This window comes from Coxiella endosymbiont of Ornithodoros amblus, assembly GCF_019425495.1.
GTDB lineage: Bacteria > Pseudomonadota > Gammaproteobacteria > Coxiellales > Coxiellaceae > Coxiella.
Genome location: NZ_VFIV01000036.1, coordinates 1 through 12,952, shown reverse-complemented (window position 1 = coordinate 12,952; position 12,952 = coordinate 1). Strand labels below are relative to the sequence as shown.

Genomic DNA, 12,952 nt, shown 5'->3' with positions numbered 1-12,952 from the left:
TATTTTTACCTCAATCCCTTAAGTTGACACCGTAATCAGGGATTTGGCGCACACGGGCGCGCGCGGTCCCCATGAAGATGCGCCTGAACTTCCCTTTCGGAATGACGATGAAGCCTAAAATTGAAATGTCTGTGATTGCTGGGTGATGATATGCCCCCTAACTAGGCCCTAACTTCAATCATCTCAAAATCGGATTTCATAGCGCCACATTCGGGGCAGAGCCAATTCTCAGGGACCTCTTCCCACCGAGTCCCAGGCGCAATCCCATCTTCCGGCCAGCCTTTTTCTTCCTCGTAAATGAAGCCGCATAATAAGCACATGTACTTTTTGTATGGCATAATACTTGCCTAATCTCGTTTAATATTTAAGAGGAATGGAGAATGCTTGATCATTCCGCCGCACTTTTCAACAAAGCTCAAAATTATATGCCAGGCGGGGTTAATTCTCCAGTACGCGCCTCCGGCCACCGTGGGAGGCGTCCCGCGCTTCATTAAAAAAGCCTCCGGTCCTTTTTAATTGATGTGGTGAAAAAAATATATCGACTACATCGGCTCATGGGGGTCGATGATTTTAGGCCACGCTTACCGGGCCGTTGTTCAAGCGACCAAAGAAGCTGTGCAAAATGGTCTCAGTTTTGGTGTCCCTTGCGAAAAGAAATTAAATTTTCTACTCTTAATTACTGAGTCCATGCCTTCCATCGAAAAGGTGCGGATGGTAAATTCGGGTCCCGAAGCAACGATGAGTGCGTTACGCTTAGCACGGGGGGCGTACCGGTCGGTCTAAAATTATCAAGTTTGAGGGTTGTTATCATGGGCACGCGTTGCCTATTAGTCATAGTCAACGCCGCGGGTGGCTCGGGGGCCTTAACTTTTGGGATGCTAAGCTCGCCGGGAGTCCCGTTGAGAACGCTCCAAGATACATTAACAGCCGCGTTTAACGACTTAGATTCTGTGGCGGTACTTTTAAAATATTCAGAAGATATCGCTGCCATTATTGTTGAACCTATTGCTGCTAATATGAATTTAATTCCCGTCACGCCTGATTTTCTCACTGGGTTGCGTGAATTATGCGATCAATATGGAAGTCTTTTTAATTTTTGATGAGGTGATTACGAGCTTTCGTGTAGCCAAAGGCGGTGCTCAAAGTCTTTACAACGTTCGGCCCGACCTTCTCACCGCATTGGGTAAGATTATTGGTGGCGGTATGCCCCCGGTTGGGGCCTACGGTGGCCGCGTAAAATTATGAACCAATTGTCGCCAGAGGGGCATGTCTATCAGGCAGGAATTCTATCCGGTAATCCGGTTGCAATGGCGGCATGGCTTGCGACATTGAAAAAATTGACTACTGAAAACTTTTATTTTAATTTATAAAGAAAAAACTGAACGGTTAGTGATTGGCATTTTATCGCGCGCTAGAGCGGCTAAAATTCCGTTGACGGTTAATTTTTCTTGGGGGATTTTCAGTTTGATTTTTACAAGCGAGGAGCGCATAATCCATTATGCTCAAATAGTGAATTGCAATGCTAGGCATTTTCGCTTTTTTTCATTAAGATGTTCGATAACGGCGTCTACGTGGGGCCTTCTGCCTTTGAATCAGGATTTGTTTCCGCTGCTCACATGAATAAAGAGATTGATAAGACTCTAGATATTATCGAAAATATTTTTAGTATTTCAGAAACATCTTTAAGGGTATAGGTATAAAACAATACATCACTCGGCGCGTTGAAGTCTATCTTGGCCATCGGGTCATGGATGAGTGTTTCAAATGTTATTCTCTCCACGGACATCGAGCTTTGGTGCAAATGACTTTTGAGTTTTCAATCCAAAGTAAAATTGGTTATTGCGTTGATTTCATAAGAAATCAAATGCGTCGGCGCTCAATGGATCAATGATAAATTCGATCACGGTTTTGCAGCTAATCCTAAAAGGTAAATTTGTTATTGAAGCCTGTCAAAAAACTAAAACTAATAGTTAAGTATTATTTAATGTAATTTTGCTTAACGGAAAGGATAACTATTGTAATCCCACGGCAGAAAATATTTCCCGAGAAATATTTTTAGCCTTGGAAATTTTGTTTAAAGATTATCCGGGCCTAAAAATTCATCAATTGTGTTTTATGAAACTCCTTATTGGTGGATAGATACTGAAGGTTCCAGCATTTTGCCTACAGAAAGGAAAATTTTTGTCTGTTCGAGGCAAGGAAGTCCGCTAATATGCAAAGAAAAAAGGCAGACTGGAATATGATATTCAAAAAGTAAAATAATTATGATTTTTTCACGATTTTCAAGAACTTTATTAGTGGCGGTATTATCTGCCATTGTAGCCTTCACTAAAATATCACGGATTATGATTGATACCAATTGGCAGTTTGCTCGACATACGTTCAGTATGGATACCACCTTTAAAAGTGCCTCTCTTATGTAGCGCGCGATTACTAACCCTGCCTGGCAAACATTTTTTACGTCCTTATCATCGTCATGGAAAGTTTGTCAGAAATTTTGTTGTGGATTGCGGGCGCTCAATTATTTCGCCATTTAAATTCCTTACAATTTAATGAAGCCAAACCCCGGGAAAATGCCGACTTAGGGTTAGAAATTCTATTATATTTTTTTGGTTATTGTAATAGGGGGCCGAATGTTATGATATGGCAGTCGCCATATAATGCTCAATTTAGCGCTGGATTGTATGCAACTTTGCTGCTGTTGGTTTTAATTTATCTCAATCAAAATGACGATTAAAAAATAACCTTAATAGAAGTCTTCCCATCTAGGTTATTTTTTCCACCGCCCCCGCAGGCGGGGATGACGAAGCAGGCTGTGTCTGCTTTCTGGATAATGATATGACTTCTACTCAATCCTCACTTTCACCAGTTTTCAATTTTTAGAGAGGGTAAGTGTGCAATTCTTTTAAATTAGAAGTAACTAAGATTAAGCATTATTTAACACAGCACCGGCAATTAAAATACCATAACCTCCAATGGTCTTTACTAGACGGCATAAATAAGCCTGGGCTTTCGCTGCCTTATCGGCGTCGCCTTCGGTAAATGGAAGAATGGAAGTGCAATGAAAAAATCGTCAATTACTTTTTTAAAGTGTTGCCACGTTACTGGTTTAATTGAAGACCATACTGGATTTCCATCAAGGAGACGCTCGAAATAGCAATCTGGGAGGTGGATGTTTACTTGTCGCCTTTAACAAAATCACTGACGGTACACATGTCGAATAAAGATTTCATTTAAATGGGTGCTTTTTCGGTGGCTTTAATTTTTCCTTCTGCGACTCAAAAGCTTCAAAATCCTCAATGCCTCAAAAATTAAGCACCGAAATCGACCATAGCAATACTGTGATAAGCGACCCGTTCTTTTAACGCTTCACGAATAACAAAGTTACGACTTTTACGCAACCGATTAGCCAATTGGTTAGCTTCTTTCCCCAGTTCATCTTCGAGATAAATATTTAATTTACGTTTATCAGGCCCTTTTTCAAAATATAACATGTTGTTCAACAGATCACTCCCTTCTTCACGGCAATTAGCCTCTCCCACTTGCGGGTTCCTGAAGCTTCGAAGAAATCGTCGTATAAATAATTAAGGCCACGGTCGTATGCCTCTTCGCCATATCGGTCCGCAATAACTTCCCGCGCCATCTCAGCCACGTATGTGGCTTTTACTTGAGTAGTAGCCGCATGGTACTTTTCGGTGAGGGATGCTTTAATGGCTTTCAAATACTTTTCTTTGGTAATAGAGTTGACTTCTAACATTCGCTTTAACACATGGTTGCGTCGCAGAAGTGCCGCTTTAGGGTTTTCTAAGGGGTTATTTCGGGAGGGGGCTTGGGGTACAATCCGGCGATCATAGCCATCTGGGGTAATGTTAATTGATTGAGTGGCCTTCCATAATAAACTTCCGCTGCCGCTGCTACACCATAAGCGCGGTTACCAAAATAAATTTTGTTTAAATAAAGCTCGAGGATTTTATCCTTGCTAAGTTCCTTATCGATTTTTAAAGCTAACAATATTTCGTTAATTTTTCGAGTATAGGTTTTTTTACGGATTAAAAAGAAATTACGAGCAACTTGCATGGTGATCGTGCTCGCACCTTGCGAACGTTTTCTGGTAAGTAGGAGCGCTTTGGTGGCGCGAATAATGCTGATTAATCAACGCCCCCCGGGGGTTCTCATAGAAACGGGCATCTTCCGTAGCCAGTACTGCATTGATAAGTGGTTTTGGCACTTGATCCAGTGTCACCGGAATTCGTCGCTTAGTCCTAAATTGAGTAATTAATTTCCCATCGGCCGTGTAAATGCGCAAAGGGACTTGTAAATGCACATCGCGTAATATTTTAACGTTCGGAAGCCGCCATTCCATGTAAACATAAATGACAGCCATCACCAAGATGATAGTAAAAGCAAAGCTGAACAACACCCAAATGGTGTGTACGGCAAAATGGCGGACTTTACTCATGCCTAGAGTTTATCATAACCACTTAAACCCCGGTATTGCCTGAGGTAAGTCGGGGATTAAACTGGGTGGATGGCATTCTCACAAATTGGTATCGAAATTGAAAACCATGAAATCCGAGCCGTAAAAGTTCGCCGCTGGAAAGATTGTTTACATATAGAGGGTCTGGCATTATCCCTAATGAAAGACTTATCTTGCTCAAGCGTTGCTTGAGCTACAGACTCAATGGTCGGGTCTCCCGAAAGCCATCGTTTCAGTCGATTATCAGAAAGTTTTTAGCAAAATCATTTCTTTCGATTCTACTTGAACAAAAAACGAATGGTAGTGTTCTTTGCAACAACAACTCCGATCGCTTTTTAGGCTTAGTACTGAAGAAATGTATTGCGATTGCTATTGCTTAACTCCCACCCAAAAGCCTTGTAGTTACCATTTTTTCGCTGTTAAAATCTAACGTGGATGAAATCACGAGAGCTTGTAGCAAAGCAAAAATCAAGCTGATTACGGTGGATATTAATATCCTCGCTTCGACGAGGCTCATTAATTTTGTTAACGTAAAAATGGCGGTAACTTCTACGGAATTCCGAAATTTAATAAAAAAGTTTTTAATGGTGATTCCTTTGGTCCGCGTCTTTGGGTTGCTTTCTCGTTAGCGACTCGGGGTTTGGCTTAATGAATATTAACCTCCTACCATGACAACAAAAACTACAACGCCAACAAAATTATTTGTTTTATAGTTTTTGGCTGGCAAGTTTTATGCTTACGATAGCCGTCATCGGATGGCTAAATTTTTTGCTTCATCGTTCAATCCGTTTAGAAAAAAAGAAAATTCCCTTCTTAACTAAGCAATTAGTTGTTTTTCATCTCGTTGATAGAGCGAAAGCAAAGGAAATAAATAAAATACCGGCTCAATGGGACATTATTTCACCCATAAAATTCATCAAAGTGTATCTTAAAAACTATCGTTTGACAAGGGCACGTGGATTCTATCAGGCATTTCTAATGACGCCAAAAATTAAAAAATTGCTCAATTCTATTTTACTTTCTTATTTAAGTCAAAAATTCTATGTTTCATTCACGATTCGACTATCCTACACGCGTTAGAATAGCTTCCGTTCTAATCACTCATTTTGCTGCTGTTGAAAAAGCTTACTGCTTTTTTCTTTGTCTACACTTAATTGGGTTACACTATTTAAAAAATTTTTTAAAGGAAAAATAACATGACTTTTTCCTAACCAAAAACTAATCTTTCAATAATAATCTTTCGATAAAAATTTGTATAAGAAAGGGATAAAAAATTAAAAGGACCCATCGATGATAATCAATTAATAGCTACTATAATCTTACTTTGACAGAAAAATCATTCGCAGTTAATCTACATAGAATATAAAAAACAAGCAATAGATTCGACAATCCCATTAAACAATTTAATTTATTTTTTCAAGGTAATTTTTAATATGATTACTTTTTAAAAAAATCTTGTATTTGCCGCATTTTTTAGTTCTACCTCAAATTCGAATGCAAAAGAGAAATGATGAACTCACATTACAATGTACTATTGATGTTTTCCATCATTAAAACAGAAATCGGTCTTATTTTTTTACTTAGGATGTCTTATTCACTGGCTAAGCGCGACCTTTTCATTTTATCGCCATCTACCAAAGCTTCCATGAAACCATTGATTATGCCAATTCATTACGTGAATGCCAAATCACTGTCAGCCTTTCTCAACAGTAAAAAATGGTATTTTATCAAAATTCAGTTACACCGCCGCTGACGTTCGAGCCAATCAACTGTCGATTTGTAAGGGGCAGATTCATCTCGTTCAATCCCTAGTGATTCAACTGGATATTCCCATTCACCAAGTCTTAATTAAAGCGCGCATCATCAGTATCAGTGATCATAATTTACATTCTTTGGCGATATTATTTGGAACTAAGGGAAAGAACGCCTAATCTGACGATGGACTGATAGAAGATAAACCTAATTCCACTATTCAATTCGGAGTAGTGGATATACCCATTATAAAATTTAAAAATAGCCAATTGCTCAATTTGACACTTTCCGCGCTCGAACAAGAAGGCAGGGCACAAGTCCTTCCATGCTCAGAATTAATTGACTAATAATCGGCAAATAGCCATCATCAAATCTAGTGAAGAGATTCCTTATCAAGAAAAAACGGGGCGAGGCAACACAGCGCAACTTTCAAAAAGGCCATTTTACGTCTAAAAGTCATACCGGTGGTTTTATCCGGTAACCGCGTCCTTTTACAATTGAATGTCAATTAGGATAAGATGAGTTCTTTTTTGGTGAATGGTGTTCCCACTATCCAAACCCAGCAATTGAGCACTAAGGTGATTATTAATAACCGAGAAACGGTCGTATTGGGCGGCATTTATGAGCAATCGACACAACAGAAAGAGGTAGGTATACCAGGGCTACATAAATTCCTATTTTGGGTGGATTATTTCGGCATCGATAGCGATCTTCTGAGCATAAACGATTATTAATTTTTGTAACTCCACAGATTATTTCCAATTATGAAAACATCACCAATATTTATTTAATCGGCCCTATGGGCGCGGGAAAAACCAGCATCGGTAGCCAACTTGCTAAGTTGATGAAATGTACACTCTACGATTCCGACAAAGAGATTGAAAAAAAACTGGCGCTGATATAGCTTGTATTTTTTAAATGGAAGGGGAGGCTGGTTTTCGTCGACGTGAAAGAGAAATGATTGGAGCGCTTTGTAAACTGATAATATCGTTTTATCTACTGGAGGCGGCGTTGTGTTAGATGAAAAAAACCGACAACAAATATCTGAAACTGGTGTCGTTATTTATTTAACTGCTTCCATCGACACTCAATTAAGACGAATTGGTCAAAAAGATAAGATGAGACGTCCTCTTTTTATTAAAAATGATTCCAAAGAAAAATTACAATAGCTTATTAATGTCAGTGTTAACAACCGCTTTATCTTAAATATATTTATTGGAGGAAATCTTCTGAAAGATAAACTGCTGCTTCAACGCCACGTAAAAGGACGCCAAGTGATGATTATTAGCAATCAAATGGTAGCCGCTTTTACCTGGACCCCCTCAAAGCCATTTACCAAAACTTCAAATGCGATATGTTTATTTTTCCGGATGGCGAGCAATATAAAACCCTTGAATATTAGGAACGTATTCTCCACAAACTCGCTTCAAGCAATCACCATCCTGATACGACACTAATTGCGCTGGGCGGCAGAGTTATAGGCGATATTACGGGATTTTCAGCCGCCTGTTATCAGCGGGGAGTTTATTTTTCAAGTGCCGACAACTTTGTTAGCACAAGTAGATGCCTCTATCGGTGGTAAAACGGCCGTTAATCATCCTATCGAAAAAACCTCATCGGCGCCTTTCGTCAACCTAAAGCGGTTATTATTGATCTTAATACACTTAGCACTTTACCCGAACGTGAATTTAAAGCGGGGATGGCTGAAATAGTCAAAGCAGTTCTTATTAAAGATGAAAAATTTTTACTGATTTAGAGAATAAAATGTCGGACCTGCTGAAACGTAATTTTACTTTTTTGCAAGCTGCTATTAAGCGCGCAGCGGAAATTAAGCACGATATCGTGAATGCAGACGAAAAAGAAAGGAGTGGCGAGCGAGCTTTATTGAACCTCGGTCATACCTTTGCTCATGCTATTGAGCGCTTACTCGGTTATGGTCAATGGTTACACGGCGAGCAGTCTTAGTGGGGCTGGCGCTCGCCGCTCAACTGTCGCATCACAAAAATTGGGTTGATTTTTCGTCTTTGAAACGAATTTGTCGTTTGCTTACCAAAATTTCTCTGCCGATTGGTCTACCAAAAAGCATCCATCCGGATGAATTATTATCGACTATGCATATGGATAAAAAGATAGCAAACGAACGCTTGCACCTAATATTGTTAGAAGGCCTTGGGTATGCTGTCTTTTCTGAGCAGGTCGATGATCGAGAGTTGAAGGTCTTTTTGGCGAATGCTTAAGAAAGCAGTATAATTTTTTATCTTCCCGCAAGCGGGAGAGGAATTGTGGAAGGGCGGTGCTATGCGAAGCTCACCTCCACCTATGTGAAAATTAAAATAATATTATTTTAAAGTGCTATTAAAGCGAAATTACTAATGGATGTACAAAATGAATCTCCTTCTGAAACCGTATTTGAAGAATTAACCACGGGATCCGAAATACGTCCTTCATAGAAACAACATTGGATCAGATCTATTGCGCTCATTTTTCTGATCCTTATTCTTTTACTGTTATGGTACTATAAAAAACGGATCAAGATTTTATAATTTATTCCACTCCTAGGAATCCAGCACCATTACAAACAGCGGAACAAGTCCTTTCAAAAATCCGAGCCACAGCCAGAGTAAAAAATTCCCCATAGCGCAATAACTACGGAGTTTTATCTTTTTTTAAAGAGATTTCGATAGCGCCACAGTAGAAAAAGTGAAATGAAAGCAAGAAAAGCCTCAAAAGTATATAGCCATTCAATAGAAACAAAATGACTACCAAAACCAACCAATAAATAGATCAATAAAATGATAATGCAGCTTATACTATTAAATACTGATTGCAAACGTGCTTGAAAACGAAATTCCGTCAGGTGCTGCGCCTTTGTAACCATTAATGGCCAGACAGCCAAGCACACCCCGATAAAAAGGTACAAAATTTCCGCTCCTAAAATTGAATGATTTAAACCAAACCAACTAAAGAAAATACCTAACGCTAAACAAAGCACTAATAGGGTCGGAATAAATCCCAATCGTTCAGCTACCCACGGCAAAAAAATTCCACCAATCACAACGCCGACTGATAACGATGCATCAATTTGACCAAATTTGGCTACCGTGGCATGTAATATATTCTTAACAAAAGGCGCTAATAAAACGCCTGCTGTCATAAACGACACCAATACCAGTAATTGCACGGAATAAATAACAATTAATTTTGGATTAATACGAAGATAGACTAGAACAGCTGTAAAATCATCAATGATAAATCGATAACTCGTTTTCTTTTTACGAATCTTTTGTAAATGAGGCCGCACGCGAATTACGGCCAATGTAGAAAAAATAAAAATAATTCCCGTCATTAAAATAGTGGTTGGCGCTGACAGCCAAGAGATAAAAGTGCCAGCCAGTCCCATGCCGGCCACATTGCCAATCTCATAAGCGATATCTATCGTTGAATTGCTGTACAACAAATCTTCCGAAATCACAATCTCTCGAATTAACGCAATGGTAGCGGGAAAATAGACAGCGAACCCTATGCCTAACAAAGCCATCAAAATATAGATCAAATGTGCCGATAAAGAATGGTAGAAATAGCAACCGAATAGAATCAAAACAAAGCCGCGAATGGCATTCCCGCCGATGATTAGCCATTTGCGTGAATAACGATCAGCAACTACCCCCACCAGCGGACCTAGAAAAACGGTCGGCACCCAAAAACACAACATCGCTACAGAAACGGCGGCCAACGAATCATCAACTTCTAAAATTAACCAACTCAACGTCACGTAGCTCAGTCCTGAACCCAACGTGGCCAAGAGACAGCTTGTCACATACCGTCGAAAAGAGGGCTGCGCTAGTAATTGTAATCGTTTGCTGCTATACGACATGAAAAATACCAACTAAAAGAAAGAGAAGGCGACCTTTGTATCATAAATTGCCATTTTTGTCATTCATGACACCAAAGACGATAAAAACTTACCTCAATTGACATCAATACAGCGATCAAGTAGCGCATCTCCATTAAGGACATATCAACATGCAAAAGCCCGCTGTAGTAAAGGAGCCCCTGCTTGATATGGTGAAGCGGTGGAGAGCATGATTAATTGTTGGTTTTATTATGCTCGCACTTGCTTTTATTAGCCTTTTTATTATGGAAATCCAACGCACCGCGTTTAGATCTTCACTTGCATCATGTCCGCCATAGATGCTGTTCTTTGCGTTTGGTTAGTATGGTATCTCAAGCGCCAAAGTACTCCTTTCCTCGCCAATAGTTGGCATATTACCCTTCATTTGATCAGTTTAATCGCTGCCATTTATTTAATTTCTGTCTTTATTAAACGCGGAATTGTAAGTCATCAAGAAGCGGGGCTTTTTACCTTGCTGGTGCTTTCCTTAACATTGTATTTAGCTGGCATTTATACAGATAATTATTTTCTTACTAATAGAGGTGACCTTGGGGATTTTAACAACGGGGTCATTTTAGTAAAAGCTTATGTATAGTTGACTACGGTTCCGATCATACTATTGACGGCCCTGATTATCTTTTTCATCGTGAGTCGCGATCGAAAAAAACTGGATAATGAAATCTAATGAAAAGCCTTTCCAACTTGAAATTTTCTTAAGTTTATTTTTCTCACCACTTTTTTCTGTAGAAAAACAAAACCATTAAACGAATATTAATACTATTCTGCGGTTCATTAAATCCAAAGCTAACTTGGGTTTATTGTTAGTGATGTCAAACAGGTCGAGTTATTTTTAGCGAACGCTCACAATTTTTGTTTTCGCCGTCAATCACACAAAAATTATTTACGGCCGTAGTGATATTGTATTATCTCGGCCCGGATTATCAATTCACAACCACACTTCTCGACAACGGCACCATTAAAGGACAAACTTTACAAGGAAATTTAACGCTCAAATTCTCTGGCGATCCTGTGTTACTAGTTTTTTTACCGACATTAACTGACGACAGAAGATTTAAATCGACTGATTGAAAAATTAAAAGAACTGGACATTCATCGCATTAGTGGCAATGTCTATATCTATAAATACCGATTATAACGATGTTCCTTATCCGCCGGGTTGGATGTGGGATGATTTAAGCTATGGTTATGCCGATCCGGTGAGTGCCATTGTTATTAACCGCAATAAATTTTTATTGCATATTTTGCCGGCCAAAGAAGGCGATGACCAGTCAACGCTATCGCCTATTCTCCCAGCGGGCGTGGCTCATTTTTCTAATCGCGTAAGAACAACTACCCATCAAATTAAACAGTTCCCGTTGACTGTTTACAGTGATAATCGCAATAACTATCAATTGGAAGGCTGCATTAACCGCGCCTGGGGACAGCAACGACGCACACTAGCCATCCGAAACCCGGTCATCTACGCCAACATGCTACTCAAACAGGCGCTCGTTGATAATGTTATTGAATACCAAGATCCAATTCTCTTAGCGGGTTCTAGTCCTAATGATGTCGTACTAGCGAAGCAAAAATCGCCACCGATTCGCAATATGTTAAAAGAAATGTTGAAGAATTCTGACAATTTAACGACGGATTCATTACTAAAAAAATGGGGGAACGATTTTATAAAAAACCCGGTACTTGGCAAAACGGACTGCGCGCATTAAAAAAATATTAGAGCCCACCGGTATTGATTTCAAAAATAATTTAATTAATGATGGTACAGGACTTTCGCGTTATAATCTCGTTAGTCCGGATCAAATGGCAAAATTACTGTGTTTTGCTTACAATCAAAAATTAGCGGGTTATTTGCGAACTCGTTAGAATAATGTATTATCCTTTGCGATCATGATTAATGGTTTCGTTTGCGAAACCCATGTCTATAATTATTTAGAAGATCGTCTATGCGAATTTCTGGTAAAATTTTCTGAGCGAAAACATGGATAAATACGCTGTCATCGGCAACCCTGTTGAACACAGTTTATCACCTGTTATTTTTAAAGCGTTTGAAAATCAAACGAATCAATCCTTCCATTATTTAAAAATAACGGACGTCAGGTTAATAAATAAATAAAAAGCGCTGGTGAATTGATTTTCTGCTGCCGTAAAAATTCCACGACGAAGGAGGGAAAGGCGCTAATATTACTTTTCCTTTCAAAAAAAAGCATACCAATTAGCTGATAAACGTAGTCAAGAAGAAAATGAAGCCCACGCGGCGAGCGCTTTGCAATTTCGAAGCCGATACTTATTTATGCTATGAATTATGATGGACTGGGGTTAGTGCAGGATCTCACTCGCAATCACAATATCACACTGACTCAAAAGTCCATTTTAATTGTCGGCGCAGGCGGGGCAACGCGCGGTATTTTAGGGCCGCTACTAAATGCAGCATCGGAAAAAATAGTTATCGTCAATCGTACGCCTTCTAAAGCACATGCATTAGCGAAAACTTTTCATTTTCGCGGTGAAATTCAAGGCGGCAGGTTCGATGAATTAGAACCTATCCGATATGACGTCATTATTCATGCGACTAGTTAAGGCATCAAGGAAAATTTCCTCCGCTTCCCGATGGTCTCGTTGGCCCGCAGAGTTGTTGCTATGATCTTTCTTATGGCAAAAGTGCTTCACCCTTTCTGCAATGGGAAAAAGATCAAGGCGTAAAATATAATTTTGATGTCCTTGGTATGCTGGTAGAACACAACGCTGCAGTTTTTTATTTATGGCTCGGCATTTATCCTGATACTAATCCTGTTATTGAAATTCTTCAAGCT

3 protein-coding genes and 15 pseudogenes are annotated in these 12,952 nt (G+C 39.4%); 13 read left to right on the top strand and 5 right to left on the bottom strand.

What is annotated here, in order from left to right; translation table 11 throughout:
* Positions 1–161: 161 nt before the first annotated feature.
* Positions 162–338 (bottom strand): rubredoxin, encoded by a 177-nt coding sequence (locus FIV31_RS05375; protein ID WP_280124070.1) that lies wholly within the window; start codon positions 336–338, stop codon positions 162–164.
* Between the two features lie 42 nt (positions 339–380).
* Between FIV31_RS05375 and hemL the strand changes: the two are divergent.
* The 3 pseudogenes from hemL to FIV31_RS05360 all read left to right on the top strand — a co-directional run bounded on the left by hemL (position 381) and on the right by FIV31_RS05360 (position 2,737).
* Positions 381–1,694 (top strand): annotated as a pseudogene (hemL, locus tag FIV31_RS05370) (glutamate-1-semialdehyde 2,1-aminomutase).
* 2 nt (positions 1,695–1,696) lie between these two features.
* Positions 1,697–2,211, top strand: a pseudogene (locus tag FIV31_RS05365) (6-carboxytetrahydropterin synthase).
* 53 nt (positions 2,212–2,264) lie between these two features.
* Positions 2,265–2,737 (top strand): annotated as a pseudogene (locus FIV31_RS05360) (DUF2165 domain-containing protein).
* 574 nt (positions 2,738–3,311) lie between these two features.
* Here FIV31_RS05360 and FIV31_RS08590 read toward each other — a convergent pair.
* From FIV31_RS08590 to FIV31_RS05350, 3 genes and pseudogenes are all read right to left on the bottom strand, one after another.
* Positions 3,312–3,413 carry a hypothetical protein gene (locus FIV31_RS08590; protein ID WP_425278273.1) on the bottom strand — a complete coding sequence of 34 codons (102 nt, stop codon included), beginning with the start codon at positions 3,411–3,413 and terminating at the stop codon, positions 3,312–3,314.
* Positions 3,386–3,452: pseudogene (locus tag FIV31_RS08585) on the bottom strand (hypothetical protein); the annotation flags it as partial. The gene FIV31_RS08590 and the pseudogene FIV31_RS08585, both read right to left, overlap by 28 nt.
* An 88-nt stretch (positions 3,453–3,540) precedes the next feature.
* A pseudogene (locus FIV31_RS05350) lies at positions 3,541–4,459 on the bottom strand (transglycosylase domain-containing protein); the annotation flags it as partial.
* Between the two features lie 750 nt (positions 4,460–5,209).
* Between FIV31_RS05350 and FIV31_RS05345 the strand changes: the two are divergent.
* The 7 genes and pseudogenes from FIV31_RS05345 to FIV31_RS05315 all read left to right on the top strand — a co-directional run bounded on the left by FIV31_RS05345 (position 5,210) and on the right by FIV31_RS05315 (position 8,867).
* Positions 5,210–5,557, top strand: coding sequence for a pilus assembly protein PilN (locus tag FIV31_RS05345; protein WP_280124069.1), 348 nt, complete (start codon positions 5,210–5,212; stop codon positions 5,555–5,557).
* A gap of 206 nt (positions 5,558–5,763) precedes the next feature.
* Positions 5,764–6,031, top strand: a pseudogene (locus FIV31_RS08580) (type 4a pilus biogenesis protein PilO).
* Positions 6,012–7,057 (top strand): annotated as a pseudogene (locus FIV31_RS05340) (type IV pilus secretin PilQ). Before FIV31_RS08580 ends, FIV31_RS05340 begins: the two co-directional pseudogenes overlap by 20 nt.
* Positions 7,029–7,395 (top strand): annotated as a pseudogene (locus FIV31_RS05335) (shikimate kinase); the annotation flags it as partial. The pseudogenes FIV31_RS05340 and FIV31_RS05335, both read left to right, overlap by 29 nt.
* Before the next feature lie 242 nt (positions 7,396–7,637).
* Positions 7,638–7,941: pseudogene (locus tag FIV31_RS08575) on the top strand (hypothetical protein).
* Positions 7,942–7,993: 52 nt separating this feature from the next.
* Positions 7,994–8,466, top strand: a pseudogene (locus FIV31_RS08570) (3-dehydroquinate synthase family protein).
* A 135-nt stretch (positions 8,467–8,601) separates the two neighbouring features.
* Positions 8,602–8,867: pseudogene (locus tag FIV31_RS05315) on the top strand (hypothetical protein).
* An 8-nt stretch (positions 8,868–8,875) separates the two neighbouring features.
* On the opposite strand, the pseudogene FIV31_RS05310 reads toward FIV31_RS05315, so the two are convergent.
* A pseudogene (locus tag FIV31_RS05310) lies at positions 8,876–10,115 on the bottom strand (MFS transporter).
* Between the two features lie 137 nt (positions 10,116–10,252).
* Between FIV31_RS05310 and FIV31_RS05305 the strand changes: the two are divergent.
* From FIV31_RS05305 to aroE, 3 pseudogenes are all read left to right on the top strand, one after another.
* Positions 10,253–10,806: pseudogene (locus FIV31_RS05305) on the top strand (hypothetical protein).
* A pseudogene (dacB, locus tag FIV31_RS05300) lies at positions 10,796–12,128 on the top strand (D-alanyl-D-alanine carboxypeptidase/D-alanyl-D-alanine endopeptidase). Before FIV31_RS05305 ends, dacB begins: the two co-directional pseudogenes overlap by 11 nt.
* Positions 12,121–12,952 (top strand): annotated as a pseudogene (aroE, locus tag FIV31_RS05295) (shikimate dehydrogenase); the annotation flags it as partial. The pseudogenes dacB and aroE, both read left to right, overlap by 8 nt.

What these genes read in the sequence shown, in the direction of transcription:
- FIV31_RS05375 (WP_280124070.1), bottom strand. Translation starts at nt 338, where the DNA reads ATGCCATACAAAAAGTACATGTGCTTATTATGCGGCTTCATTTACGAG.
- FIV31_RS05345 (WP_280124069.1), top strand. Translation starts at nt 5,210, where the DNA reads ATGCTTACGATAGCCGTCATCGGATGGCTAAATTTTTTGCTTCATCGT.